Source organism: Janthinobacterium algoris, from assembly GCF_051380935.1.
GTDB lineage: Bacteria > Pseudomonadota > Gammaproteobacteria > Burkholderiales > Burkholderiaceae_D > Janthinobacterium.
Genome location: NZ_JBNYXZ010000027.1, coordinates 23,830 through 50,301 on the forward strand (window position 1 = coordinate 23,830; position 26,472 = coordinate 50,301).

Here is a 26,472-nt window from a genome sequence, read left to right on the forward strand (position 1 = left end):
GCCGTACACGAAGAAAACCGCGCATGGATATGCGAAAAAAGCCGCGCGAGGACCGCCGCCTTCGCTCGCGGGGCGTCAGGGCCGGATAGTCAAAAAACGCATATCGAAGCGCGAAAGCATTCGTTTTACCGGACAGCTGATGGCGATAGGCTGCAAGCATCCGAGCAACTCCACTTTCGCACTTTCGATAACTTACAGGCACGGGCATCACATGAGCATCTTGTTATTGGGCGGTAGCCCGCAACTTCCCTCGAGTTCCAGCCGCCTGCTGCTGCATATGGGCGAACAGCTGGCGCTGCAGGGCCACAGCTACGCCAAGCTGCATGTGCGCGACTTGCCGGCGCGCGCCTTGCTGTTGGCCGACTACGACGACGTGGCGATAGCCCGCGCCGTGCGCGCCGTGGCCGATGCCGACGCCATCGTGATCGCCACGCCCATCTACAAGGCCGCGTATACAGGGTTGCTGAAAGCCTTCCTCGACTTGCTGCCGCAGGATGGCCTGGCCGGCAAGCTGGTGCTGCCGCTGGCCACGGGCGGCGGCCATGCCCACACCCTGGCGCTCGACTATGCGCTGCGTCCCGTGCTGCATGCGCTGGGCGCCAAGCAGGTGTTCACCAGCATTTACGCCAATGCGCAGCAGCTGGACTGGCACGAAGAACGGGGCCTGAGCCTGGATGCGCCGATAGCCGCGCGCGTGCAAGCCGGCATCGAGGAACTCTCCACGGGTCTGTTCGTGCTGCAGGGACAGTGCCCGCCAGCACCAGCACCAGCGGATGCTTCCGTGCCCGCCCGCTCGCTGCAAGACCGGCCTTACGCGCCCCACTATCAAGCCGCCTGATTATTCATCGACCAAGGAACCGCCATGACACACCGCCACGCACAACGACTCTCGCGCCGTACCACTCTTGGCCTGCTGTTTGCCGCCGCCGCCGGCGTGATGGCGGCCGGCATGCCGGCCGCGGCGCTCGCACAGGCCAAGGGGGAGCTGCAAGTGCAGGTGCGCATCGGCTACCAGAAGTACGGCACCCTGACCCTGCTCAAAGGGCGCGGCACGCTGGAAAAACGCTTGGCCGAACAGGGGGTGGGCGTGAAATGGACGGAGTTCCCTGCCGGCCCCGTGCTGCTCGAAGGCTTGAACGTGGGCAGCATCGATTTCGGCACCGTGGGCGAGGCGCCGCCGATTTTTGCGCAGGCGGCCGGCGCCAACCTGGTGTATGTCGGCAATGAGCCGGCGTCGCCGGCCAGCGAAGCCATCGTCGTGCCCAAGGGTTCCGGCTTGCGCACCCTGGCCGACTTGAAGGGCAAGAAAATCGCCCTGAACAAGGGCTCGAATGTGCATTACCTGCTATTGAAAGCGCTGGAAAAAGCCGGCGTCGCGTACGCCGATATCCAGCCCGTGTTCCTGCCGCCGGCCGATGCGCGCGCCGCCTTCGAGCGGGGCAGCGTGGACGCGTGGGCCATTTGGGACCCGTTCCTGGCGGCCGCCGAAAAGCAGCTGGGCGCCCGCGTGCTGGCCGATGGCAAGGGCTTGGTGGCGAACTACCAGTTTTACCTGGCGTCGCGCACCTATGCGGAGAAAAATCCCGAAATCCTGCGCATCGTGCTCGACGAAGTGGCCAAGGTCGATGACTGGGGCCGCAACAACCCGGAGGAAGTAGCGACGGTTCTGTCGGCGCAGACGGGCTTGAGCAAGGAGGTCGTGGCGCTGGCCGCCTCGCGCTATGCGTATGGCGTCAAACCAGTCTCGGTCGATGTCATCGCTTCCCAGCAAAGGGTGGCGGACGCCTTTTCCAGCCTGAAGCTGATTCCGAAACCCATCTTTGTCAAGGATGCGCTGCTGCCGGCGCGCCAACTGGCTACCAGCACAAAATAAACAAGCAAAGAAACAAGCAAAGGAAAGCGCGCCATGTCATTGAATGTCTTCTGGTTCATCCCTACCCACGGCGACAGCCGCTACCTGGGCACGTCGCAGGGCGCGCGCCCGGTCGATGCCGATTATTTGCGCCAGGTAGCCGTGGCCGCCGATACGCTCGGCTACGACGGCGTGCTGCTGCCGACGGGCCGCTCCTGCGAAGATGCGTGGGTGGTGGCTTCGTCCCTGATCAGCGTGACGCAAAAGCTGAAATTCCTGGTCGCCGTGCGTCCCGGCCTGTCCACGCCGGGCCTGGCCGTGCGCATGGCGTCCACATTTGACCGCCTGTCGAACGGGCGCCTCTTGATCAACGTCGTCACGGGCGGTGACCAGGGCGAGCTGGAAGCGGACGGCCTGTTTGCCGACCATGCCAAGCGCTATGAAATCTCCGATGAATTCATCAAGGTGTGGCGCGCCACCCTGGCCGGCGAGGGCGGCGCTGCCGGCTACGATTTCGAGGGCAAGCATATCCAGGTAAAGGGCGCGAAAACCCTGTATCCGCCCGTGCAGAAGCCATATCCGCCGCTGTATTTCGGCGGTTCGTCGGAGCCCGCGCATGAACTGGCGGCCGAGCAGATGGACGTGTACCTGACCTGGGGCGAGCCGCCCGCCGCCGTGGCGGAAAAGATCGCGGACATCCGCGCGCGCGCGGCAAAGCGGGGCCGCACGGTGCGCTTCGGCATCCGCCTGCACGTGATCGTGCGCGAAACCAACGAGGCAGCCTGGCGCGCGGCCGATGAACTGATCAGCCACCTGGACGACGACATCATCGCCAAGGCGCAGGCGGCCTTCGGCAAGATGGATTCCGTGGGACAGCAGCGCATGGCGGCCCTGCATGGCGGGCGGCGCGACAAGCTCGAAGTGTCGCCGAATCTGTGGGCCGGCGTGGGCCTGGTGCGCGGCGGCGCGGGCACGGCCCTGGTAGGAGACGCGCCCACGGTGGTGGCGCGCATGCAGGAATACGCGGACCTGGGCATCGATACCTTCATTTTCTCCGGTTACCCGCACCTGGAAGAATGGTACCGCTTTGCCGAACTGGTATTCCCGCTGCTGGGCAAGGGCAAGGCCGTGGGTGAGCAGTCACTGACGGGACCCTTCGGCGAAGTCATGGCCAGCAATATCGTGCCTGCCGCGCCGCAGAAAAAGGCGGCCTGAGATGGCGGCCGGCTCCATAAAACGGGCAAGCGCCGCGCCGTGGCCTTCGCTGCATCATGCGCTGGCGCCGTGGGTCTTGCCCGTGGCGCTGCTGCTGGCCTGGCAGCTGGCGGCGCAGTGGGGCTGGCTGTCGAGCCGCATCCTGCCCGAACCGTGGGCCGTGGCGAAGGCTTTCTGGCACCTGGCCGTCTCGGGCGAACTGTGGCTGCACCTGAAAACGAGCTTGTGGCGCGCCACGGTCGGTTTTGTCATTGGCGCGGGACTGGGTTTGCTGCTGGGCCTATTGACGGGCAGCTTCCGCCATGCGGAAACCCTGCTCGACACGACCCTGCAAATGGTGCGCAACATCCCTGCACTGGCGCTGATCCCGCTGGTGATACTGTGGTTTGGCATCGACGAGACGGCCAAACTCTTTCTGCTGGCCGTCGGCGTCTTCTTTCCCGTCTACCTGAACACCTTCCACGGCATCCGCTCGGCCGACCAGGGCTTGATCGAAATGGCGAAAAGCTATGGCTTGTCCGGCTGGCCCTTGTACCGCGACGTGATCCTGCCGGCCGCCATGCCCTCGATCCTGGTGGGCGTGCGTTTCTCGCTGGGTCTCGTATGGGTGCTGCTGATCGTCGCTGAAACCATCTCGGCGCAGGCCGGCATCGGCTACATGACCATGAATGCGCGTGAATTCCTGCAAACGGACGTGGTGCTGGTGGGGATCTTGCTGTACGCCTTGCTGGGCAAGCTGGCCGATTTGTTCTCGCGCCGCCTGGAACGCCACTGCCTGCGCTGGAATCCCGCCTACCGATAGTGACGAAATGAGGAAAGAAAAAACCATGCTGCTCGCCCCCATCCAGATCGAAACGGATTTTTTGTCGCACTTCGTGCAATACGACCCGGCCGGCGCACCGCCGCAGGCGAAGGTCGCCCCGCAAGCCCCTTTGGCGCGCCGTGGCGTGCCGCTGGCCCTGACGCAATTGAGCAAGGCCTATGGCGAACGTCCCGTGCTGAAAAACGTCGACCTGCAGCTGGAAGCGGGGGAATTCGTCGCCATCGTGGGACGCAGCGGCTGTGGCAAGAGCACCTTGTTGCGTTCCATCGCGGGCCTGGAAAGCATTGATGAAGGCAAGATCGCCGTCGGCAGCGGCGTGGGCGCGCCCGATATCCGCATCATGTTCCAGGAATCGCGGCTGCTACCGTGGAAGACTGTGCTCGACAACGTGGCCCTGGGCTTGCCCCGCTCCGTCGGCGCGGCGGCCGCCTCGCTGTGGACGGTGGGCCTGGCCGAGCGCGCCGATGACTGGCCGGCGGCCTTGTCGGGCGGGCAGAAGCAGCGCGTGGCGCTGGCGCGCGCCCTCGTGCACGAACCGCAATTGCTGCTGCTAGACGAGCCTTTGGGCGCGCTCGACGCGCTGACGCGCATCGAGATGCAACAGCTGATCGAGTCGCTGTGGCTGGCGCGCGGTTTTACGGCCGTGCTGGTGACGCACGACGTGACCGAAGCCGTGGCCCTGGCCGACCGCGTGCTGCTGATCGAGGAGGGGCAGATCACCATGGACGTGCAAGTGGACTTGCCGCGCCCGCGACAGCGCGGCCAAGCAGCCTTCGCCGCGCTGGAGCAGGCTATCTTGTCGCGGGTGCTGCAACCGCAGCAGGGTCAGGCAACTGAGCCAGCACGATGAAGCCGTCCGCATCGACCGTCGCGGCGATGCTGTCGTAGTTGGCAATGGCCGGGTGGCGCGTGGCCAGCGGATGTGCATGCGTGGCGGTGACGACGATGACCTTCGCGCCAGCCGCTTCGCCTGCCTCGATGCCGACGGACGCGTCTTCGAAGACCAGGCAATCGGCAGGCGCCACGCCGAGTTTTTCCGCCGCCAGCAGGTAGCAATCGGGTTTGGGTTTTCCTGCCTTGACGTCTTCCGCCGTCACCATGATGGCGGGAATGGGCATGCCGGCCGCCATCAGGCGGGCCGTGGCCAGCGCGCGCGGCGCCGAGGTGACAATCGCCCATTGCGCGGGCGGCAGCGACTGTAAAAAGCGCAGCGCGCCCGCAATTTCAATAATCCCATCCACATCGATGATTTCGGCATCCGTGATGCCCTGCGACTCGCGCTGCGCGTCGACGCCGGGCAAGCGCAGTTTGGCGATGGTGTCGACCGAACGCGCGCCGTGAATGGTGGGCAGGAAGGCCGCCACGTCGAGGCCCTGGCGCTGCGCCCAGGTGCCCCAGATGCGCTCTGCGGCGGCGATGGAATTGATGACGGTGCCGTCCATGTCGAACAGCAGGGCGCGGTAGCGGCCTGCGGCCCGGGGCGGCGTCGACGATAACGGTGGCTGCTGCAGCGGCGAGGGCAGTGCGGACATGGCTTCCTTCCAGATGATGGGCTGGAAGCCATTGTAACGGCAGTCGATTTTTATTTCACAGGTAGACCGATTCAAAGCGGGCCACGGGCGCGCCATCCTTGAGCAGGATCAGTTGTTCGCCCTCAATCTGGTAGCCCGTCACGCTGTTCAAGTTGGCCAGCACGGCGCTTTCCAGTTGCATCAGGGGCGGCGGGCAGGCCATGCGCGTGCCGGCCAGCTGCGTGAAGCGCAGGGCCGTACCAGTCAACGTGTAGCCGCCCATTACGCGGTTGCAGCCCGTAAAACCGGTGACCTTGCCATCGTTGGAGAGGGTGATGCGCACTTCGCGTTCCTGCTGCGGCGCCATCACCACCGGGGCGCTATCGAGCTGCGTCAGCTTCCAGTAGGTATTCGTCAGGCTGGCCTGCGGCGCCAGGCTGGCGTTTTGCTTGGCGCTGTCGGACGTGGCGGCGCAGCCGCCGGCCATGGCGATGGCGGCAGCAAGAGGAAGGTACTTCAGGCGATGCAGCATGGAAGGCTCCTGTTCATGGGTAAATACTCGCCAGACTAGCAGTTTTCCCGTGCGTACTGGCGTACCGCAGCGGCGATAGTTTTCATTTTGCCAGACTTGGCATTACACTCATGCTTTCTGCTGTTTCAACTCTATCGGGGAGCCGGGCCGATGCTGCAAGCGCAAGCGCTGGATAATCGACTGGTCGCCACCAGTGCCGACGACGTGCTGGTCGACCGCATCGTGCCCGGTGCGCCGCTGGTGATCGCCTTTGGCTTCGTCTCGTGGACCACGCGCCCCGCCTTCGATTTTTACGGGCGCCTGCGCAAGCTCGAGCAGGTCAGCGGCCAGCCTCTGAACAAAATACTCGTGCGTGATTCGGGCAATGCCTGGTATCACCGTCAGATCGCGGGCCTGGGCAGCCATGTGGATGAAACGGCGCAGGCCCTGCGCGAGCTGGTGAACCGCATGGCGCCAAGCCAGGTCACTACCATCGGCCAGTCCATGGGCGCGTATGCGGCCGTCATGTTTGGCTTGCTGCTTGATGCGCAGCAGATCGTCGCCTTTGGCCCCTTGTCTTTCCTCGACGTGCAGCAGGCGCGTTTGTATCATGAGTTGCGCTGGCTGCCCGTGATGGAGTCGCTGGCGCAAGACCCGCCAGCCTCCGGCTATTACGACCTGGCGGCCCTGTGCCGCGCCAGGGCGACGGAGCATACGCAGATGCACCTGGTGTTCGGCACGCGGCCGGACGCGGCCCGGCCGGACGTGGCCAGCGCGGTAGGCAGTACCAGCGCCAGCGCCAGCGAATCGGTGAACCTCGACGCCATGCACGCGCAGCGCCTGGCCGCCTTTGGCCGCTGCACCCTGCACCCGTTTCCCTATTCAGGCCACGCGGTGGTGCAGCACTTGATCGACACGCGGCGCATCAACGGCTTGCTGGCCGCATGCATACTCGGTCTCACGTTGGCGCCCGAGCCGATGCCGGAGATAGGCCCCGCCTGGCAGGACTGGGTGGCGGAAAACCTGCGCCTTGGCTGCGCCGGCGCACAGCTGGTGGCGGTGCTGCAGCAGCATGGCTTTTCGCCGGCCAGCAGCATGGCTGCCGTGGATGCCGCCGGCGCCGCGCGGAAGGCGACATGACGCCGCAGTTCGAGCTCGACACCCTGAAAATCCGCATCGCCGCGCCTGAAATGGCGGCGCTCGACTTGCGCGTGCGGGTGCAGCGCGCGCTGCGCCAGTTGATACTCGATGGCGTGCTGGCGCCTGGCTTGCGCTTGCCGGCCACGCGCGCGCTGGCGCAATCGCTGGGCGTGTCGCGCGATACGCTAGAAATGGCATATGCGCAGCTGCGCCTGGACGGATATATCCAGCGGCAGGCGGGATCGGGCAGTTTTGTCTCGCCGACGATAGGAGCGAGCTTGCTAGGCAAGCCGTCGTCGGCATTGCTACCCGCATCCGCGCAGCCGGTTGCCCTCAGCGCGCGCGGTGTGCACATCCTTGCCAGCGGCGGCGTGGCCGACCAGCAGAGCGTGAAGGCATTTGCCACGGGCTTGCCGGAAACGCGCGCCTTCCCCCTCGGCGTGTGGGAACGCTTGCGGCGCCAGGCAGCCAGCGAACACCATGCCAGCGTCCTGCTGCACGGCGACCCGCAAGGGGCTGAGCCTTTGCGGCAAGCCATCGCCGACTATGTGAACCTGGAGCGGGGCGCGCGGGCCACGGCGGATCAGGTGCTGGTCTTGAGCAGCACGCGCCAGGCTTTGTACCTGTGCGCGCAGGTGCTGGCAGATGCGCATGGCCCGATATTGATGGAAGACCCCGGCTATTTTGGCGCCCGCAAGGCGTTCGAGATGGCGCAATTGCAGGTCGTGCCGGTGCCTGTCGATGCACATGGCTTGTCCATCGAACACCTGCGGGCGGACCGCAGCGGGGCCAACACGATTTATGTCACGCCGTCGCATCAATACCCGACGGGCGCGACGTTGGCGCTCGAGCGCCGCTTCGCGCTGACCGCCTGGGCCGCCGAGCGCCAGGGCTGGATCATCGAAGACGATTACGACAGCCAGTTTCATTACGCCGGCTTACCGACGGCTTGCGTGCAGGGGCTGGACACGCAGCAGCGCACGATTTACCTGGGCACCTTTGCCAAATCGCTGTATCCGGGCTTGCGCCTCGGCTACATGGTGCTGCCGCCCGCACTGGTGAAACCGATGACGTATGCGCGCAGCATCCTCGACGGGCATACGCCGCAACTGGATCAACTGACACTGGCCCGTTTCATCGCCGATGGCCATTTTGCGGCCCATGTGCGCGCCATGCGCAAGGTCTACGCCGTGCGACGCGAGGCGATGGCGCTGGCCGTGCAGCGGCACTTGCCGCACGTGGTCAGGGCGCAGCTGCCGCCGGGCGGCTTGCAACTGCCGTGTCTGCTGCACGAGGGCAGGGACGAGCTGGACACGATACGCCTGGCGGCGCAGGCGGGCATCGTGCTGCCGGGCCTGAGCCGGCTGTATGCGAGGCCGCCGACGCGCGGCGGCTGGCTGCTGGGCTTTGCGGCGCTCACGCCGTATGAGATCGAGAGCGGCATCGTCCGCCTGGCGCGCGCGCTGGGATAAACTGGCTAAATTGGTCTGCTGTTCATGGATGAATTGGCTTGCTTGGACAGTCCATGTGGCCATTAAGATGCTCCCTTTCAATGCCAAAGGGATATACATGACAACAAGCACAACAAGCGCCGTTATGGCTGACCGGCTGCGCTGGCGCGATCTTGCTTCCCCCGCGATGGCCGCCTGCATTTCCGTCCTCGTCAACTACGGCGGCACCTTCGTGCTGGTGTTCCAGGCAGCCCAGCTGGCCCAGCTCAGCGCGGCGCAGACGGCGTCCTGGGTTTGGTCGCTGAGCATCGGCGTGGGCGTCACGGGCATCTGGCTCAGCTACCGCTACCGCGCGCCTATCATCACGGCCTGGTCCACGCCCGGCGTGGCTTTCCTGGCCACCGTCATGCCGCACACGCCGTACGCGGAGGTGATCGGCGCCTACATGGTGTCCGCCATCGCCTTCATTTTGCTGGGCATGTCCGGCGCCTTCGAGCGCCTGGTGCGCTGGATTCCTGGCGGCATCGCCGCCGGCTTGCTGGCCGGCATCCTGCTGCAGTTTGGCGTGAACGCGTTCGGCGGCGCCAGCGCCGACCCCTTGCTGGTGGTGGTGCTGCTATTGTCGTACGCCGTGCTGCGCCGTTTTACGGCACGCTTTGCCGTGGTGGGCATCATGCTGGTCGGCCTGGCACTGCTGCTGGCGCAGGGACGCATTGATGGGCACGGCATCGAACTGGCCCTGGCCGCGCCCGTGTTCGAGATGCCGCGCTTTTCCGTGGAGTCGCTCTTGGGCGTGGCGCTGCCTTTGTTCTTGATCACCCTGACGGGGCAGTACATGCCCGGCATGCTGGTGCTGCGCAATGATGGCTACTGCGTCAGCGCCAATCCCATCCTGACGGCGACGGGGCTCGGTTCGCTGCTCATGGCGCCGTTCGGCGCGCACGCCTTCAACGTGGCCGCCATCACGGCTGCCATCTGCACGGGCAAGGATGCGCATGCGGACCCGGCTAAGCGCTATGTCGCGGGGCTGGCTTGCGGCGTGCTGTACATTCTGGTGGGCGTCTTCGGCGTCACCCTGGCCAGCCTGTTCATGGTCTTGCCGCGCAGCTTCATCACGGCGCTGGCGGGCCTGGCCCTGCTGGGCGCCATCGGCAACAGCCTGGCGCAGGCGATGGCGGACGTGCGCATGCGCGAAACGGCGCTGATCACCTTCCTGGCGACGGCCGCGAACGTGACCCTGCTGGGCGTGGGCGGCGCCCTGTGGGGGCTGGCGGCCGGCCTGGCGGCGCATGTGCTGATGCATGGCGGGCGCAAGGCGGCTTGACAGCGGCATCGCCAGATAGCTTGCCCATTTTGCCAGCCGCCGCATACAATTGCTGCGCCCGTGCCCGCTTCCCCATCCGCGCTACCCTTGCTGCTGGGCTTTGCGCTGGCAGCCAACTGTAATGAAGAATTGCTGTTCCGCGGCTTGCTGCAGCAGCACCGCGCGCCTGGCTGCCGGCCTGGCGCGCGGCGCTGGTGTCGGGCTTGCTGTTTGGCCTGTGCCATGCCTTCCTGGCCACCACCGTCACGCAGGTGGGCGCTCCCATCCTCGTGTTCACCGTAATCGAAGGCGTGGTGGCGGGGCTGGTACATTGCCGTGCCGGCTTGCTGGGCGCGTCACTGGCGCATGGCCTGGCCATTTTTGCGCTGGCTGCCGGCTGGGTGTGAATGTTTACTTTGACTATTAATGAAGAGTGAGAAAGCGATGCCTGTCAGTTCCTACCTGAATACCCGTCCCGTCGTGGGCGAACGCGTCTACCTGCATGACACGGCGCAAGTGATTGGCGACGTGCAGATCGGCGACGACTGTTCCATCTGGTGCAACAGCGTGCTGCGCGGCGACGTCAACCGCATCGTCATCGGCGAGGGCAGTAATATCCAGGATTTTTCCATGGGGCATGTGTCGCACAGGAATGCGGCCAAGCCCGACGGTTCGCCCTTGACCATCGGCAAGTACGTGACCATCGGCCATTCCGTGATCTTGCACGGCTGCACCATCGGCGACGAGTGTCTGATCGGCATGGGCAGCATTGTCATGGATGACGTGGTGGTGGAAAAACACGTGATGCTGGGCGCTGGCAGCCTGGTGTCGCCGGGCAAGGTACTGGAAAGCGGGCATTTGTATGTGGGCCGGCCCGCCGCCAAGGTGCGCGCGTTAACCGAAGCGGAGATCGCCTACCTGCGCTATTCGGCTGAACACTATGTGCGCGTCAAGAACAATTACCTGGCGGCTGAGGACGAGGCCTGATCGCCAGCGCGCTCGAGGCGGCGCAGTTCCGGCCGCGGCGCCAAGTCGTGCGGCAGGCGCAGGCCGGACACCAGGCCCAGGCGCTGCCACAGCAGTAGCACCCACCAGCCCGGGTCCCACTCGCCCGGCAGCAAGCCCAGCCTGGCTGAACCCGGATACGCGTGATGGTTGTTGTGCCAGCATTCGCCCATGGTCAGCAGCGAGACCAGGCGGATATTTCTCCCTTGCACGGCGGCGCCATGGACCTCAAAGTGCATTTGCCCATGGTTGTGGGCAAAGTAGCCGATCAGCCAATGGCCGAGCACGCCGGCGCTGACACGCGCGCAGACACCCCAGCAGACAAAGCCCCAGCCGCCCCAGGCGAAGAACAGCAGCGCCCACGGCAGTTGCTGCAGCATCCACGTGGCTTCCAGAAAGCGATAAAAGCGGTCGTGCGCGAGGCGCGGCTCGATGGCGATGTGCGGCGGATGGTCGAGGTCCAGACGGCAATGTAATTGCCACCAAGCATCGCGCCAGAAACGGGCGCCGTGGCGCAGATAGGGGTGGCAGTCGGGCAGGCGCTGGGCATAGTCGCGCAGTTCGTGTTGACGCAGCAGGCCCAGCGGGCCGCTGAGGCCCACCAGCACGCCCAGGTAGACCAGCAGGTATTCCAGCCACAGGGGGCAGCGATAGCTATCGTGGATCAGTTTGCGATGGCTGCCCAGCGAGTGGCCGAACAGCAGGACGATGGCCGTGCCGGTCACAAACAGCAGCAGGCCGCTCCAGCTGAAGGCGAGCAGGGCGCCGGCAAGGGCGCCGGCCAGCATGGCCATCAGCCACAGCGAGGTCAGCGGCGCAAAGCGCACTGCGCCGTTCAGCACGCTGTCGGCGTGCGTGGCGCGGGCACGGTGGCTGTCCAGGCCGGCCGCCGTCATCAGGTCTTGGGGGCCGACGATGGTTGTGTGTACTTGTCGAAGTTGGTGATGTAGTCGTTGAAGTTGTCGGTCAGCATGCGCTTGTACTGTTCCGTGAAGAAGGCCACGGCGCCTTCCTTCTCTTCCTGCATCTTGGCCACGTCGTTGCTCTTGCTGGCAACGAGGAAGGCGTTGAAGCGGGCGGCCGCGTACAGCAGCGAGGTGGCCACTTCATTGCCGCCGCTGTGCATGCATTGTTCATTGGCCAGGGCGATGACCTGGTCGGCGCGTTCCCAGAATTCCGGGCCCGGTGCTGCTTTGGTGGTTGGTGTGGTCATAAAAATCCCTCATGAAAGTGCGCGCCAGTCTACACAGGGGGCCGCATGCTGTCCAGCCGCGCGCCTGTCAAGGCGCTTGCAGGATCTGTTCGACCAGCACGGTCAGCGGCTGGCGGATATCGAGCACGATGCCTGCCTCGTCCGCTTGCAGGGGCTGCAGGGTGGCCAGCTGGCTATCGAGCAGGCTGGAGGGCATGAAATGGCCGGGCCGCTGCATGCGGCGCTCCAGCACGGCGCGCGGACCGTCCAGGTGGGCAAAGCGCAGGCCCGGGTCGCCTTCGCGCAGCAGGTCGCGGTAAGTGCGTTTCAGGGCCGAACAGGAAACCACGAGGCCACGACCCTTCGCGCGGGCCGTGGCGATGTGTTCGCGCAGGGCGGCCAGCCAACCGGACCGGTCGGCATCGTCGAGCGCGATGCCGGCGGCCATCTTGGCCACGTTTTCCGGGGTATGCACGTCGTCGCCTTCCACGTAGGGCACGCCCAGCGCGCCGGCCAGCAGGCTGCCGACGGCGCTCTTGCCGCAGCCGGACACGCCCATCACGACCCAGCGCACGACGGGCACGCCCACGCTCAAGGTGCCGAAACGATGACGGTGACGCGGCGGTTTTCCGCCTTGCCTGTCTTGCTGGCGTTCGAGGCCACCGGTTTGCTCATGCCCAGGCCCTTGACGGCGATGTTGTCGCGTGGAATGCCCGATGCACTCATGGCGTCGGCCACCACGTTGGCGCGCGCCAGCGACAGCTTGTTGTTATACGCTTCCGTGCCTTCGTTATCCGTATGGCCTTCCACGCGCATGTGGGTGATGCCCACTTTCAGCAGGGCGGCGCTGATTTTCTGGATCGCGGTGCGGCTCGGTGGCGTCAGCTTGGCGGCGTCGAATTCGAACAGCAGTTTGTCGGTAAAGCTCAGTTCCCAGCCTTCGTCGGTCTGGTTGAAACCCTGTTCCTTCAAGGTGGCGACTTGCTCGGCGTTGAAAATTGGCTTAGTCTCTGGCGTGCTCTGGCAGGCGGCCAGCAGGCCCAGCATGAACAGACCGAGGAAGCCGAGGCGTAATTGTTTGTAGATAAATTGCATGGTGTTGCTCCTTGGGGTCAGGGGTGAGTGTGGGGTTGCGGCAGGCGCGCCACCTGGCGCGTGCCGCGCTGCGCCTGCTTGGCGCGGTACATGGCTTGGTCCGCCGCGCCGACCAGCGAGGCGGCGTCGATGGCGTGATCGGGGAAGACGGCCACGCCGATGGTCAGTGAGCTGACGATGCTGTTGCCGGTAGGCAGTTCAATGGCTTGCGCCATGGCGGCGATGATGTTGTCGGCAATGTGCATGGCATCGCTGCTGTTGCGCAGCGGCTTGAGCAGGATGGCAAATTCGTCGCCGCCCAGGCGGGCCACCAGGTCGCCCTCGCGCAATTGCTGCTTGATGCGCGCGGCAATCGTCACCAGCACGCGGTCGCCCGAGGCATGACCGAAGGTGTCGTTGATGTATTTGAAACGGTCGCTGTCGAGGAACAGCACGGCCACTTTGCCATTGCCGACCCGCGCTTCGAGGATGGCGCGTTCCAGCTCCGCTTCCATGAAGGCGCGGTTCGACAGGCCCGTCAGGCTGTCGTGGTTGGCGCGGTGCGACAGCGAGGCATGTTCCTTTTGCAGATGACTTTGCCACGCTTCCAGTTCGTCGAGCAGGGCGTTGAAGTCGTCATTGATCTGGTTCAGTTCGGCGATGTTGGCCGGTGGCACGCGCAGTTCAAAGGACCGGTCGCGCCGCACGCGGTGCGCCGTTTCCGCCAGGTGGCGCAGGGGTGACGTGATCTCCGTTTCCATGCGCCGCGATAGGCGCACGGCGACGACCAGGCTGAGCACCAGGCAAGCCAGCAGGCAGGAGAGGCCGCTCAGCAGGAAAGGCAGCAGGCTGCGGCTGTGCGGCACCAGCGTGATGCTGCCGATGGCCTGGTCATTGCGCATGATGGGGAAGGTCAGGGAATCGGGCAGCATCCAGCCTGTCAGCGCGCGTTCGATGTAGTAGCGCGTGCCGTGCTGGCCCCGTTCCCAGCGGGCCAGCACTTTGCCGGCCTTGTTGCTCACTTGTGCCTGATCAATATCTTCATTGACGCCGATCAGGGCCAGTGCTTCCCTGGCGGCCATGGAGTCACCAAAGACGACGGCGCCTTCCACCGTGTAGCTCATCGAGCGGGCCACCAGGCGCAGGTTCTGGTCCGAATACACGCGCAGGGCCAGTAGCGCCACGGCTGTCAGGGTCAGGCCGGCCGCCAGCACGGCGATCAACGACACGCTCAGGTGGGCGCGCCGCAGCACGCTGTCGAGTGTGGGGCGGGGCTTGCGGGCAAGCTTATTGCTCATGCGGGCGCTCATGGCGGCGGTGCCTTGCGACGTGCAATTTGCAAGGCGTTCGGATGGACGCGCAGGCCGCTGCGGGCGATGGCGTCGAGGTTGACGTCAAAACCGATCTGCGCCTCGGAGAGGCGTAGGCAGAACATGGTGCCCACGGTGCAGGACGTGCCGGGTTCGGCGACTGATAAAATCGGCTTGCCGATGATTTGCGCCAGCAGATGCTCGCGTTCGCCCTCCGGTAGGCTGCCCAGGTAGACGACGTCGCATTCGCTGACAGCGGCTGGCGCCGCCGGAATTTTCACGCGGATGCGCTGGCCCAGGCTGGAGGCGGGCGTGTCGACAATGGCTGCGCCATAGCGGGGCGCACCGAGCATGCAGACGCGTACTTCCTGGCGCACTACGGGCCAGCGCACATAACTGATGATGCCAAACAGGACCTGGGCCACTTCGGCCGGTCGCCTGGCGTCGGCAGCCGCGCCCGTTTGCGCCCACGCCGCGCACGGCGCCAGCACGCTGCAGGCGAGCAGCGAGGCCAGCAGCACAGTGAGCAGGGCAGGCGGCGCGAAGCGCTGCCGGTGGCGATGGGAGGAGGGCACGGCGTCGTGTGTCTTTATGCAGGTCGGGTGGCTATTCAAATAGTTACTCAGCAACATAGACTCTACGGAAGTCCCTGTTGAAAGTAAATCACGGCGCTACGTCATAACCTTGCATTATAAACACGAACGTTAAAACTTGCATTCTTTACCATGAGAATTTCTTATCAACACTGCCGTGGCGTGCCAGAGTGTTGCTATTCTTCCAGTGTCGCTTCCAGCAAATCGATTTCGCGCAGCAGGCGCAAGTGGATCGTGTCATCGAGTTCGCCCGAGATGCGGCGGCGGAACAGTTCGTCCCGTTCCGCATTCAGCGCTTCCAGGCGCAGCGCCCGTTCGGCCTTGGCCAGTTCCTGCAGCCGCATCGCCTCGTCATTGCTGCTTTCGCCATACGCGAGACGGCGCCGGTAGGCTTCGATCAGGCGGTTGGCCGCCTCGGTGACGACTTGCTGCTGATCATTCTTGTCGATGCCTTCGCAGACTTTTTCCAGCCGCGCGATGGCCGCTTCGGCAGCAGCAGCGCGGGCATTGCGTTCTTCCGTCGAGCGGCGCGCGGGCGGCGCGAACACCAGGCCCTTGGTCAACAGAGGCAGGGTGACGCTGGCCAGCAGCAGCGACAGCAGGATGACGCCCATGGCCAGGAAGATGACGAGGTCGCGCGCGGGGAAACGATTTCCGTCAGGCAAGAACAAGGGCAGGGTCAAAATGCCGGCCAGCGTCAGCGCGCCGCGCACGCCCGCAAACGAGGCCACCAGCAGCAGACGCAGGCTGGGGCGCGCCAGCAGCGCCGCATCCTTCGATTCGCCCGGCAGTTTCTTGTGGTGCTTGAACAGGGTCAGTTTCATGGAAATGAAGACCCAGATGAAGCGCATGAAGGTCAGCCCCACTGTGATGGCGATGACAAACAGGGGCAGTTTCCAGGCGCTGCCGGCGCCCACTTCCATGGACGCGGCGGGCAAGCCGGCCACGGTGGTGGGCAGTTGTGCGCCCAGCATGACGAAGATCACGCCATTCAAGACCAGTTGCACGGTATCCCACACAGCCTTGCGCTGGGTCCGCGTGGCGGCCAGAGGACGGCCGATCAGGTCGGCGTAATGCATGGACACGCCCGCCGTGGCGGCGGCCAGGATGCCCGAGCCGTGGATTTGCTCGGCGCCCAGGTAGGCGGCAAACGGAATCAGGATACTGATCAGGATTTGCAGGCCCGGTTCTTCGCCAACCTTGCTCACCAGCCATTTATTTGCCAGGCCCACGCCCCAGGAGATGGCCAGACCGATGACGATGCCGCCGCCCGCTTCCCGAAGGAAACTCAGCGAGGCGGCGCCGATGGAAAAGCCGCCCGTCATCATGGCGCCCACGGCAAACGTGAAGCAGACCAGGCCCGAAGCGTCGTTCAGCAGGGACTCGCCTTCGAGGATATGCATCAGGCGCGGCGGGATGGGGTTGCCGGCCGCGATGGCCGACACGGCCACGGGGTCGGTCGGCGAGAGGATGGCGCCCAGCGCGAAGGCCACGGCCAGCGGCACGCTGGGGATCAGCCAGTCGATGAAGAAACCCATGCCCAGCACGGTAAACAGCACCAGGCCGATGGCCAGCATCAGGATCGAGCGCGCATCGGAAAAGAAGGCGCCCTTGGGAATGCGCCAGCCGTCGAGAAACAGCAGCGGCGGAATGAAGAGCATGAAGAAAATGTCGGGATCGAGCGGCACTTGCACGCCAAACAGGGCCAATCCCGTGCCGCCGGCGATCTGGATCAGGGGTAGCGGCAGCTTGACCCAGCGCGAGCGGGCGATGAAGCCGCACAGGACGACGCTCAGGACGAGGATGAGGATGATGGTAACGGTATGCATGAAGGAGCGGCGGCGTGCTGAAACGCTGATTATAAGGCGCAGCCCGCCCGTGGCGTTGCCTGCGTGTCATTGCGTACATACAACAAGTCACAATCGCGGTAAGATTGTTACTGTGCTTCTGTTGTCGCCGCCGTTAGCCGGCGGCTGGCCGCCTTGCTTATTTCTTTGCTTTCACCCTGGCCTTTACTTTTCACTGGTTCCTGTTTTGTTCAAGAAAATCTTCACCGGCTTGCTGCTGTCGCTGGCATTGCTCATCGTGGCGGCCCTGGTCGCGTATCTGTATTACTGGCGCCCCGCGCTGGCGCCCATCGAGCCGCCTGCCGCCACGGCGTTTTCCCCGCAAGTGGTGGAGAAGGGCCGCATTTTGGCCGGCATGGGCAATTGCGCCGCCTGCCATACGGCCAGGGGCGGTGCCGATTACGCGGGCGGCCACGGCTTGGCCACGCCGTTCGGCACGATTTACGCGACGAATATCACGCCCGACAGGCAAACAGGCATAGGCCGCTGGTCGCTGGCCGCCTTCCAGCGGGCCATGCGTGAAGGCGTGGGCCGCGATGGCGCCCACCTGTATCCCGTCTTTCCGTACACCCACTTCAACCTAGTCTCGGACGCTGACTTGACAGCCTTGTACGCGTATTTCATGACGCGCCCGCCCGTGTATGCGGTGGCGCCTGTCAATAGCGTGCCTTTCCCCCTGAACCTGCGCTCCTTGCAGGCGGGCTGGAAGTTGCTGTTTTTCAAGCCTGCAAGCGTTCAGCTGGATGCCGCGCAAGGGCTGGACTGGAACCGGGGTCGCTACCTGGCCGAAGGCCTGGCGCATTGCGCCGCCTGCCATACGCCGCGCAATGCGCTGGGCGCGGAGCTTGCCGGTTCGCCCTATCTGGGCGCGGCCATCGATCGCTGGTACGCGCCAGCCTTGACCAGCGCCAACACGGCACCGCTGCCGTGGACGCAGGATGAACTGTATACCTTCCTGCGCACGGGGGCGACGGCCTTGCACGGCGTGGCGGCCGGGCCCATGTCGGCCGTCGTGCACGAAGGCATGGCCGCGTCGCCCGATAGCGATATCCGCGCGCTGTCCGTGTATTTTGCCGGCGTGGCCGGTGTGGCCGGGCGCAAGGTGGATGCGGATGCAGTGATCAAAACCGGCATCGCCCGTTCGCAGCGCGTCAGCCTGGTCGACAACGACCATGGCGCCAGCCTGTACGTGGCCGCCTGCGCGTCGTGCCACTCGAACAGCGATGGCCGGCCCGTGGCCCTGCGTCCGGAACTGAGCCTGAACAGCGCCGTCAGCGCGCCCGATCCCGCCAACCTGATCCAGGTGATACTGCATGGCTTGTCCAAGGATGAGGCCATGCCCGGCGTGCTGATGCCAGGCTTTGCCGCCTCGCTGACGGATAACGACGTGGCCCAGCTGGCGGCCTATCTGCGTCGCAGCCGCAGCCACCAGCCGGCCTGGACGAATCTGGAAGCGGTAGTGGTACGCACGCGCGCCGGCAAGTAATGCTTGAAAGTTCTAATGCTTGAAAGTTTCTTATGTGTAACGCTCATGTATAACACTTATGTATAACATTATTGTGAACGGTCAGCCCTTCGGCACCGAGGTCGATGCCGAGACACCTCTGCTGTGGGTGCTGCGCGACGAAGCCCAGCTGAAAGGCACGAAGTTTGGCTGCGGCATCGGCATGTGCGGCGCCTGCACCGTGCATGTGGATGGCCGCGCCATGCGCTCGTGCATCACGCCGATTGCCGCCGTCACCGGTTGCGCCATTACCACCATCGAAGGCCTCTCGCCCGATGGCACGCATCCCCTGCAGCGGGCCTGGGTCGCCACGCAGGCGCCTCAGTGCGGCTATTGCCAGTCGGGCCAGATAATGCAGGCGGCCACCTTGCTGCGCGACTATCCGCAGCCGACGGATGCGAATATCGATGCCGTGATGAGCGGCAACCTGTGTCGCTGCATGGCGTATGTGCGCATCCGCAAGGCGATCAAGCTGGCGGCCGGCATGCAGGAGGCGCCCGGTGTTTAAGTTGCCGAAAGAAAATTCTGCTGCCCGTCCCCCTACACTGGGGCGGCGCGGTTTCCTGATCGCCGCCGCCGGCACGGGTTTTACCCTGGCTTTCTTGCGCGCCGACAGCTCATTGGCCGCCGGCAAGGTGGCGCCCGCGCCGCCCGCCAAGTCTGCCGCTGCGCCCGTGTTCGATCCCAGCATCTGGTTTCAGATCGGCCGCGACGGCATCGTCACGGTCAACATTGCCAAGGCGGAAATGGGCCAGCACATCGGCACGGCCCTGGCGCGCATCGTTGCCGAGGAGCTGGAAGCGGACTGGCGCAAGGTACGCTTGCATTACGTGGACACGGACCCGCAATGGGGCTTGATGGTGACGGGCGGCAGCTGGTCCGTCTGGCAAAATTTCGATCCGCTCAGCCGCGCCGGCGCAGCTGGCCGCCTTGCGCTGGTCGAGGAGGGCGCACGCCTGCTGCGCGTGCCCGTGTCCGCCTGCCACGCCAGACTGGGCGTCGTGCATGGCCGGGGGCGGTCGATCAGCTATGGCGAAATCGTGCGCCGTGGCAAGCTGGCGCGCCAGTACACGCCGGAGCAATTGAAGGCCATCGTGCTGAAGACGCCGCAGCAGCGCAGCCTGATCGGCCAGCAGGTGCAGGCGCTCGACATCCCCGCGAAAATCAATGGCACGGCCGTGTACGGCATCGATGCGCACGTCGATGGCATGCTGTATGCGCGCCCGAAGATCCCGCCCACGCGCTACGGTTCAAAAGTCGTGTCCATCGATGATACGGCGGCGAAAAAGGTGCAGGGGTACTTGCGCTCGGTCGCCTTGCAGGATCCCAGCGGCACGGTGCCCGGCTGGGTCATGGTGGTGGCCGAGACGTATGCGGCCGCCATGCGCGCGGCCGACCTGGTGCAAGTGAAATGGCGGGCCGGTGCGGCCGCCCACGTGGCGGAGCAGGATATCGTCAGCTATGCGGGCAAGCAGCTGGCCGATGCCAGCCTGGGCGCCCGTGTGGTCGATGATGATGGCGTAGAGCAAGCTTTCAAGGATGCCAGCCTGCAGCTGGAACGCCACTACACGACCAGCACCGTGCTGCATTTCCAGCTGGAACCGGTGAATGCGCTGGCGCAGGAAATCGACGGCGTCTGGCACATTCATGCGGGCAATCAATGGCAATCGCTGATCTTGCCCGTGCTGGCGCAGGCGTTGAAGGTGCCGGAGAACAAGGTCATGCTGCATACCTATCTGCTCGGTGGCGGCTTCGGCCGGCGCCTGAATGGCGATTATTGCGTGCCGGCCGCGCTGGCGGCGCAAGCCGTGGGGCGGCCCGTCAAGATGATTTGCACGCGGCCCGACGATGCCCGTTTCGATTCGCCACGTTCGCCGTCCGTGCAACATGTGCGCATGGCGTTCGACGACGAAGGCAAGGTCTCGGCGATGGTGCACGAAGCCAGCGCGGGCTGGCCCACGCAAGTCATGATTCCCGCCTTCCTCGCCAAGGATAAGCAGGGCCATCCGTATGACCCGTTCGCCATCGCCGGCGCCGATCACTGGTACACGGTGGGCGCGCAGCGCGTGCGGGCCGTGTCGAACGACCTGGCCAACAGCAGTTTTCGCCCCGGCTGGCTGCGCTCGGTGGGGCCGGGCTGGACGAATTGGGCCGTGGAAAGTTTCATGGACGAGGCGGCGCAGGCTGCCAAGGTCGATCCGCTGGCTTTTCGTTTGGCGCTGCTGCAGGGCATGGGGCGCAACGCGGGCAGCGCGCCGAACGCCGTCGGCGGCGCCGCGCGCCTGGCCCACGTGCTGCGGCGGGTGGCGGACAAGGCCGGCTGGGGCACGGCCATGCCGCCCGACACGGGCCTGGGCATCGCCGCCACGTTCGGCCAGGAGCGCGACATGCCCACCTGGACGGCCTGCATCGCCCGCGTCAAGGTAGACCGCAGCACTTGCATGGTGAAAGTCGAAAAGCTGTTCATGGTGATCGACGCGGGCAGCATCGTCGATCCCGATGGCGCGCTGGCGCAGGCGGAAGGGGGCGCCCTGTGGGGCGTGAGCATGGCCTTGCATGAAGGCACGGCTTTCCTGAATGGCGAAGTGAAGGATACCAACCTGAATACCTACACACCGCTGCGCATGGCCGACGTGCCCGAGCTCGATATAGAATTTGTTGCCAGCACGCACGCGGCGACGGGCATGGGCGAGCCGCCCACCACGGCCGTGGCGCCCGCCATCGGCAACGCTATCTTTGCCGCCGTGGCCTCGCGCGTGCGGCATTTGCCGATCCGCCCGGAAGCCGTGCTGAAGGGGCTGGACCGGCACGGCGCCGTGTAGTCTTGCCTTGCTGGTGGCGATGCGCGAACGGCTGCGCAGGAATGGCCGCGGGCTGCTACACTGAGCTTAGCCGCCCTGAGCATGCAGCTTGTGCCCGGCCCGGCAAGATCAGCGTAAAATCAGCGCACTGCTTGACTTCAGCTTTAGCTTGATCCCAGCTCGATTGCGGAGGCAACCATGCAAGAACAATTTGTCAGCATCACGGCCGATGAAATTCAGATGGATGGCGTGCTTGAAATGCCCGAGCGACCGGTGGGCATCGTCCTGTTTGCCCATGGCGCGGGCGCCGACAGCGACTATCTGGGCGCCTCCAGCCATGCCACCTCGCAGGATTTTCTGCGAGCGGGCATCGCCACCCTGCGTTTCGACCAGGGCGGTGTCGAGCCTGGCGGTGGCAGCAATGGCCATGCCTATTTCGTGCGCAGCGATATCGTGCTGCTGGCGCGTCAGCTGGAAAAGGCCCTGGGCTGGCTGCAAATGGATGCTTCCACGCGGCGCTTGCCCTGCGGCCTGTATGGTTATGGCACCAGCGCGGCGGTGGTGATGCAATTGGCGGCCTGGCGCAGCGCAGAAATCGCCGCGCTGGCCGTCTGCGATGGTCAGGTGGAAATGGCGGGCAAGGCGGCGCTGGAAAACGTGCGCGTGCCATCCTTGCTGATCGTAGGCGGGCGCGACCCCGATGTGGCTGGCCTGAACCGCATGGCCTTCGCCACCTTGCGCTGCGACAAGCAACTGGAACAGATCGCCGCGCCTGGCGGCCCCGACACGCGGCACCAGGCGGCCCTGCTGGCCACGGACTGGTATATGCGCCATTTCAACGGGCATACCAGCACGGCGCAATAGCGCAATCAGGCAAGGGCGTCAGGCAATGGCGCGCAAGTTTTTCGCATGGAAGCGCACATGCTCTTCCATGAAGCTGGCGATGAAGTAATAGCCATGGTCATAACCGGCATGGCGGCGCAAGCGCAATGGCTGGCCGGCGTCGCGGCACGCCGCTTCGAACACATCGGGGTGCAGTTGCTCGGGCAGGAATTTGTCGGCCAGGCCCTGGTCGATCAAGATGCCTTCGGGAAATAGTGCCGGCTGGCCCTGCAGGCCACGCATCAGCGCGCTGGCGTCGTACTGCTGCCAGCTGGCTGCATCGCTGCCCAGGTAGCCCGTAAACGCTTTCTTGCCCCACGGACACTGGCTCGGTGCGGCAATGGGAGCAAAGGCGGAGACGCAGCGGAACAGTTCAGGGTTGCGCAAGGCCAGCACCAGCGCGCCATGGCCGCCCATCGAGTGGCCGAAAACCCCCGTGCGTTGCGCATCGATCACCAGTTCCTGTTCCAGCAGGGCGCGTAGTTCCAGGATGTAGCTGTACATGCGGTAATGGCTGCGCCAGGGCGCCTCGGTGGCATCCACGTAAAAGCCGGCGCCGGCGCCGAAATCCCAGGCATCCGTCTCACCCGCGATGTTGGCGCCACGGGGGCTGGTATCGGGCGCGATCAGAATCAAGCCTTCTTCGGCCGCCACGCGCTGCGCGCCGCCCTTGATCATGAATGTTTCTTCCGTGCACGTCAGGCCCGCCAGGTAAAACAGGGCGGGGCGTTTGGTGGTGACCACGCTGCCTGGCGCCGTGTCCGGAATGAAGGCCGAGAAACGCATGGGCAAGCCGATGGCGTGCGCGTCGTGGCGATAAAAGCGTTGTACGCCACCAAAACAGGCGTGTTCACTTAACAGTTCCAGCATGAATTCTCCTTGTCAATTCCACAGTATAGCGAGAGTGGCGCACCGCTGACGCGGGGTCAGCCCAGCATGGCCGCTAATGCAGGCAAGATGTCCTGTGCCGGCGTATCGGTCTTGAATGCCAGCAAATGGTCGGCGCGCGTCTTGCCCAAGTTGATGGCGGCCACGGGCTTGCCGGTCTCGGCCGCCATGCGGCACAGGCGAAAGCTGGAATACACCATGACGGACGAGCCCACCACCAGCAGGGCACTGGCGGCGTGCATCTTGCTTTCGGCCTCGGCCGCGCAGGCGGCGGGCACGCCATCGCCGAAAAACACCACGGCGGGCTGCAGGGTGCCGCCGCAGCGGGGACAGACGGGCAGGTGGAAGCTGGCCAGCTGCGACGGTTCCAGCAAGGCGTCGCCATCTGGTGCCGGCGTGGCCGTGGCGCCCAGCATCTGCGGATTGTCGCGTTCAAGCTGATCCTGGATCAAGCGGCGCGTATGGCGGGCCTGGCAATCGAGGCACACCACGCCATGTATGCTGCCGTGCAACTCCGTGACGCTCGCGCTGCCTGCCTGCTGATGCAGGCCATCGACGTTTTGCGTGACCAAGCCGCCGATCTGCTGGCGTTGCGCCAAATGCGCGATGGCCAGGTGACCGGGATTCGGCGTGGCGCGCGCGAGGCTGGGCCAGCCCACCATGCTGCGCGCCCAATAGCGGCGGCGCACGGCTTCCTGGCGGCGAAAATCGGGGCCTTGCACGGGCGCGTTGCCACGCCGCACGCCGTACGCGTCGCGGTAAGCGGGAATGCCGGACGCCGTGCTGATGCCGGCGCCCGTCAGCAGCAGCACGTCGGGATGGCGCTGCAGGAACTGCGCCAGCTGCTCCAGGGCGGGATCGTCGCTGGCGCTCTGCTGGCTGGCGGAGGGAAAGTTTTGCATGATGCGCCATGCTAACCGAAAAGCACGGCGCCGTTGCAAGGGGATGTTTACTCCAGCTTCATGCCGAAACGCTGCAGTCGCGGCTGCCAATGCTCCTGGATGTTGGCCGAGACGAGGATGCGCTCGGCCTTGCCGATCAACAATGCGCGTGGCACGAAGCCGAAATAGCGCGAGTCGGCGCTGTTGTCGCGGTTATCGCCCAGCATCATGAAGTGATCGGCCGGTACCGTCACGGGGGCAAAGCTGCGCGCTGCGCCCGCGATTTGCGGCAAAACCTGGATGCGGTGCTGTTCGGTCGCGTTGCGTTCGCTGATGCGCTGCGCCGTCAGCTGGCCCACGTGGGCGATGGTTTCAGGCGCTGTATCGAGCGCCGTGTACCGGGCGGGCTGGCCATTGATGACCAGCTCTTCATTGCGCATTTCCACCTTGTCGCCGGGCAGGGCGATGATGCGCTTGATCAATCGCGTGCCATCTTTCGGCGAAGAAAAGGTGACGATGTCACCCCGCTGCGGGTCGCCCAGGCGCTGCAGCACGATATCGGTGAGCGGCACTTTGAGGTTGAAGGCGAGGCGGTTGACGAAGACCACGTCGCCTTCGAGCAAGTTGGGGCGCATGGACGCCGAGGGTATCGGATTCCAGTCTGCCACAGCCGTGCGGAATACGCCGAACAGCAAGAGAAACATCAAAAAACCTTTGTTGGCGCGCATCCATGTTTTCATGTTGGCTCTTTCGCTGGGCCGTGCCCGTGAGTGTGAAGGGAGGCGCCAGTGTTGCTGGCGCCCTATCACGATGCACGGCGAGGCTGAAGCCAGTCTTAAATCAGGTGCCTGCACGAGCGGCAGCGCGGCCTTTGTTGCGTGCAAGCGTCAGCAACGAGGCTATTTGAAGGCCTTGATGATGGCATCCAGCTTGACCTTGAGCGACTTGTCGTGCGCGTGGATGGCCGGCACTGCACGCTGCACGCCGAGCAACTGATAGACGGCCGTCTGCGCTGCGCGCACCGAGTATTCCACGGTGAAAACGACATCGTCGGCAAGCTCCACGAACTGGCTGACGAAGGCCAGGTTGACGGAGTTGGCCGGCACGGGCAGGGGGCGGTCGCTCTTCGCGCGGGGCATGAACATACTGGTGATGTAGGGCATGCGGCAGGGAATGCAGTTGCCCGTGGCCATGATGTCGAGGTCGAAGTTCAGGTGGCCGCACAGCTCGCGCAGGATCTCTTCGCCGCTGCATTCGGACATGGGCTTGGCGACGAAGTTGCCAATGCGGTCGGGGTGCAGCGAATAGCCCCAGAATACTTGCACGCCCTGGGGTTGGCCGGCGAAATGGGGCTGGTGCGCCAGCACGATGGACATGAACCAGTTGCTATCCTTGAAGGTGACGAGGCCGCCCGTGCCCGCGCTGTTGCCCGTGAATTGCTCCATCCTGTCGAAGAAGGCGCTGTCCTTCAAGGTGACCGTGTACGAGGCCCAGTAGGATTCGGGGATGCTGCTGTTGAAGGCGGCTGGACGGCCCAGCTCCGGGCGGCCCTCGGCCAGCTTTTCCCACAGGCGCCAGCCCTGGCTGTCGTTTTTCGTGCGCTTGGCCGGCGCGCTGTGCAGGCTGCCATAGCTGGCCGCATCCGTCATTGAAGCATTCTGGAAAAACACCAGGTCGCCGGCCGCCACGGGGATCACGTCGGCCAGGCCGCGCCGCTGGCAGTGCAGGGCGGTGGCGCTCAGGCGGCCTTCGGATTCTTGCACCTCGATATCGGTCACCGTGCACTCCATGATGATGTTCACGCCTTGCTCCTGCAGCCACGCGACCAGCGGGCGCACCAGCGAATCGTACTGGTTGTAGACGGTGCGCTTGACGCCCGCCAGGGTTTCGATACGCGAAAACTCCATCATGAAACGGTGCAGGTAGCGCTTGAATTCGACGGCGCTATGCCAGGGCTGGAAGGCAAACGTGGTGGCCCACATATACCAGAACTTGGTGTCGAAGAATTCGGGCGAGAGCCAGTCCGTGATGGCGCTGCTGCCCAGCGTGTCTTCGTCCGCTTCCGTCAGCTTCAGCAGTTCCAGCCTGTCCTGCATGGAAAAGCCCATGCTGCTGACATCGACCTTGAAGCGGTTGCGGTCGACAAGGCGCGCGCGCGAGTGGGGAATGTGCTGTGCGTTGAAGGCGATGGTTTCATCGTAGACGCTCTGGCCCGCATGCTCGAGCGAAGGGATGCTCTTGAATAAGTCCCAGGTGCACTCGTAATTATCGGTGGTCAGCATGCGCCCGCCGCGCAAGGTGTAGCCATCCTCGGCATTGCCGCCGCCATCGAGGCTGCCCCCGGTCACGGGCGCTGCTTCGAAGATGGTGATGTTGCTGCCTTGCATGCCGCCGTCGCGTATCATGAAGGCGGCTGCGGCCAGCGAGCCGATACCGCCGCCGACCAGATAGGCTTTTTTGTCTGTATTGCGCATGTTTTTCCCGAGTGTGAGTGCCTTCGCGTGCGCGAAAGGCCGGCAAGCGGCACGGCCGATGCCGTGTCATATTTGCCTATTTTACAATGCCCGGGGAGGAGTGGCCGATAAATAGAGCGATCGTTCGGTTTTTGTCAGCTGCCAAACCGCCCCGAGGCGGTCACGGTCTGGCATGGGATCGTGTCGAAAAGCGATGCGCCATTATAATCAGCTGG

Annotated in this window: 27 protein-coding genes; 14 read left to right on the top strand and 13 right to left on the bottom strand. The window is 64.8% G+C overall.

The features are described 5' to 3' along the window. The first annotated feature begins 211 nt into the window (after positions 1–211). The 5 genes from ssuE to ACQ4W7_RS27230 are packed head-to-tail and all read left to right on the top strand — an operon-like array spanning position 212 to position 4,740. Entirely contained in the window at positions 212–838 is a 627-nt protein-coding gene (ssuE, locus tag ACQ4W7_RS27210) for an NADPH-dependent FMN reductase (protein WP_436534772.1), read from the top strand. Positions 839–862: 24 nt separating this feature from the next. After that, positions 863–1,873, top strand: coding sequence for a sulfonate ABC transporter substrate-binding protein (locus ACQ4W7_RS27215; RefSeq protein ID WP_436534774.1), 1,011 nt, complete (start codon positions 863–865; stop codon positions 1,871–1,873). A 33-nt stretch (positions 1,874–1,906) separates the two neighbouring features. Beyond that, positions 1,907–3,067: an FMNH2-dependent alkanesulfonate monooxygenase gene (ssuD, locus tag ACQ4W7_RS27220; protein WP_436534776.1), complete on the top strand. Its 1,161-nt coding sequence runs from the start codon at positions 1,907–1,909 to the stop codon at positions 3,065–3,067. A 1-nt stretch (position 3,068) separates the two neighbouring features. Beyond that, positions 3,069–3,869, top strand: coding sequence for an aliphatic sulfonate ABC transporter permease SsuC (gene ssuC, locus ACQ4W7_RS27225; protein WP_436534778.1), 801 nt, complete (start codon positions 3,069–3,071; stop codon positions 3,867–3,869). Positions 3,870–3,894: 25 nt separating this feature from the next. Further along, on the top strand, positions 3,895–4,740 hold the full coding sequence (locus tag ACQ4W7_RS27230; protein WP_436534780.1) for an ATP-binding cassette domain-containing protein: 846 nt from the start codon (positions 3,895–3,897) through the stop codon (positions 4,738–4,740). Here the strand turns inward: ACQ4W7_RS27230 and ACQ4W7_RS27235 are convergent. Further along, a complete protein-coding gene (locus ACQ4W7_RS27235) occupies positions 4,682–5,422 on the bottom strand; it encodes an HAD-IA family hydrolase (protein WP_436534782.1) in 741 nt (246 codons plus the stop codon). The two genes, ACQ4W7_RS27230 and ACQ4W7_RS27235, sit on opposite strands and share 59 nt — an antisense overlap. A 55-nt stretch (positions 5,423–5,477) precedes the next feature. Further along, entirely contained in the window at positions 5,478–5,933 is a 456-nt protein-coding gene (locus ACQ4W7_RS27240) for an META domain-containing protein (protein WP_436534784.1), read from the bottom strand. Positions 5,934–6,083: 150 nt separating this feature from the next. On the opposite strand from ACQ4W7_RS27240, the gene ACQ4W7_RS27245 reads away from it, so the two are divergent. From ACQ4W7_RS27245 to ACQ4W7_RS27265, 5 genes are all read left to right on the top strand, one after another. Next, entirely contained in the window at positions 6,084–7,052 is a 969-nt protein-coding gene (locus ACQ4W7_RS27245; protein ID WP_436534786.1) for a hypothetical protein, read from the top strand. Next, a complete protein-coding gene (pdxR, locus tag ACQ4W7_RS27250) occupies positions 7,049–8,524 on the top strand; it encodes a MocR-like pyridoxine biosynthesis transcription factor PdxR (protein ID WP_436534788.1) in 1,476 nt (491 codons plus the stop codon). The genes ACQ4W7_RS27245 and pdxR overlap by 4 nt, the downstream gene beginning before the upstream one ends. A 124-nt stretch (positions 8,525–8,648) precedes the next feature. Then, positions 8,649–9,827, top strand: a complete 1,179-nt coding sequence (locus ACQ4W7_RS27255; protein WP_436534834.1) for a benzoate/H(+) symporter BenE family transporter — start codon at positions 8,649–8,651, stop codon at positions 9,825–9,827. A 170-nt stretch (positions 9,828–9,997) separates the two neighbouring features. Further along, on the top strand, positions 9,998–10,213 hold the full coding sequence (locus tag ACQ4W7_RS27260; protein WP_436534836.1) for a hypothetical protein: 216 nt from the start codon (positions 9,998–10,000) through the stop codon (positions 10,211–10,213). A gap of 37 nt (positions 10,214–10,250) precedes the next feature. Then, on the top strand, positions 10,251–10,793 hold the full coding sequence (locus tag ACQ4W7_RS27265; RefSeq protein WP_426073116.1) for a gamma carbonic anhydrase family protein: 543 nt from the start codon (positions 10,251–10,253) through the stop codon (positions 10,791–10,793). Here the strand turns inward: ACQ4W7_RS27265 and ACQ4W7_RS27270 are convergent. The 7 genes from ACQ4W7_RS27270 to ACQ4W7_RS27300 form a co-directional block, all read right to left on the bottom strand. Then, a complete protein-coding gene (locus ACQ4W7_RS27270; protein ID WP_436534790.1) occupies positions 10,766–11,707 on the bottom strand; it encodes an acyl-CoA desaturase in 942 nt (313 codons plus the stop codon). The two genes, ACQ4W7_RS27265 and ACQ4W7_RS27270, sit on opposite strands and share 28 nt — an antisense overlap. Further along, positions 11,707–12,024, bottom strand: coding sequence for a DUF3144 domain-containing protein (locus tag ACQ4W7_RS27275; protein WP_436534792.1), 318 nt, complete (start codon positions 12,022–12,024; stop codon positions 11,707–11,709). The genes ACQ4W7_RS27270 and ACQ4W7_RS27275 overlap by 1 nt, the downstream gene beginning before the upstream one ends. A 67-nt stretch (positions 12,025–12,091) precedes the next feature. Then, positions 12,092–12,562: a gluconokinase gene (locus tag ACQ4W7_RS27280; protein WP_426073148.1), complete on the bottom strand. Its 471-nt coding sequence runs from the start codon at positions 12,560–12,562 to the stop codon at positions 12,092–12,094. A gap of 32 nt (positions 12,563–12,594) precedes the next feature. Then, positions 12,595–13,098, bottom strand: a complete 504-nt coding sequence (yfiB, locus tag ACQ4W7_RS27285) for an outer membrane lipoprotein YfiB (RefSeq protein WP_436509184.1) — start codon at positions 13,096–13,098, stop codon at positions 12,595–12,597. A 17-nt stretch (positions 13,099–13,115) separates the two neighbouring features. Then, positions 13,116–14,375 (bottom strand): diguanylate cyclase DgcN/YfiN, encoded by a 1,260-nt coding sequence (dgcN, locus tag ACQ4W7_RS27290; protein ID WP_426073112.1) that lies wholly within the window; start codon positions 14,373–14,375, stop codon positions 13,116–13,118. Between the two features lie 8 nt (positions 14,376–14,383). Next, the gene (yfiR, locus tag ACQ4W7_RS27295) at positions 14,384–14,962 is read right to left on the bottom strand and encodes a regulatory sequestration protein YfiR (protein WP_436534794.1); all 579 of its coding nucleotides are present in this window, start codon (positions 14,960–14,962) and stop codon (positions 14,384–14,386) included. A 194-nt stretch (positions 14,963–15,156) separates the two neighbouring features. After that, positions 15,157–16,809, bottom strand: coding sequence for a Na+/H+ antiporter (locus tag ACQ4W7_RS27300; protein ID WP_426073110.1), 1,653 nt, complete (start codon positions 16,807–16,809; stop codon positions 15,157–15,159). 205 nt (positions 16,810–17,014) lie between these two features. Here ACQ4W7_RS27300 and ACQ4W7_RS27305 point away from each other — a divergent pair, with 205 nt between their 5' ends. From ACQ4W7_RS27305 to ACQ4W7_RS27320, 4 genes are all read left to right on the top strand, one after another. Next, positions 17,015–18,313 carry a cytochrome c gene (locus ACQ4W7_RS27305; protein WP_426073109.1) on the top strand — a complete coding sequence of 433 codons (1,299 nt, stop codon included), beginning with the start codon at positions 17,015–17,017 and terminating at the stop codon, positions 18,311–18,313. A gap of 58 nt (positions 18,314–18,371) precedes the next feature. Continuing rightward, entirely contained in the window at positions 18,372–18,839 is a 468-nt protein-coding gene (locus ACQ4W7_RS27310) for a (2Fe-2S)-binding protein (protein WP_426073108.1), read from the top strand. After that, positions 18,832–21,153, top strand: a complete 2,322-nt coding sequence (locus ACQ4W7_RS27315) for a xanthine dehydrogenase family protein molybdopterin-binding subunit (RefSeq protein WP_436534796.1) — start codon at positions 18,832–18,834, stop codon at positions 21,151–21,153. The genes ACQ4W7_RS27310 and ACQ4W7_RS27315 overlap by 8 nt, the downstream gene beginning before the upstream one ends. Positions 21,154–21,330: 177 nt before the next feature. After that, positions 21,331–21,996, top strand: a complete 666-nt coding sequence (locus ACQ4W7_RS27320) for a dienelactone hydrolase family protein (RefSeq protein ID WP_426073106.1) — start codon at positions 21,331–21,333, stop codon at positions 21,994–21,996. An 18-nt stretch (positions 21,997–22,014) separates the two neighbouring features. Here the strand turns inward: ACQ4W7_RS27320 and fghA are convergent, their stop codons facing one another. The 4 genes from fghA to ACQ4W7_RS27340 all read right to left on the bottom strand — a co-directional run bounded on the left by fghA (position 22,015) and on the right by ACQ4W7_RS27340 (position 26,257). Beyond that, a complete protein-coding gene (gene fghA / locus ACQ4W7_RS27325) occupies positions 22,015–22,884 on the bottom strand; it encodes an S-formylglutathione hydrolase (RefSeq protein ID WP_436534798.1) in 870 nt (289 codons plus the stop codon). A gap of 56 nt (positions 22,885–22,940) precedes the next feature. Further along, on the bottom strand, positions 22,941–23,804 hold the full coding sequence (locus ACQ4W7_RS27330) for an NAD-dependent protein deacetylase (RefSeq protein WP_436534800.1): 864 nt from the start codon (positions 23,802–23,804) through the stop codon (positions 22,941–22,943). Between the two features lie 47 nt (positions 23,805–23,851). Next, entirely contained in the window at positions 23,852–24,523 is a 672-nt protein-coding gene (lepB, locus tag ACQ4W7_RS27335; protein WP_426073103.1) for a signal peptidase I, read from the bottom strand. Positions 24,524–24,682: 159 nt separating this feature from the next. After that, positions 24,683–26,257: an oleate hydratase gene (locus ACQ4W7_RS27340; RefSeq protein WP_436534802.1), complete on the bottom strand. Its 1,575-nt coding sequence runs from the start codon at positions 26,255–26,257 to the stop codon at positions 24,683–24,685. Between the last annotated feature and the right edge of the window lie 215 nt (positions 26,258–26,472).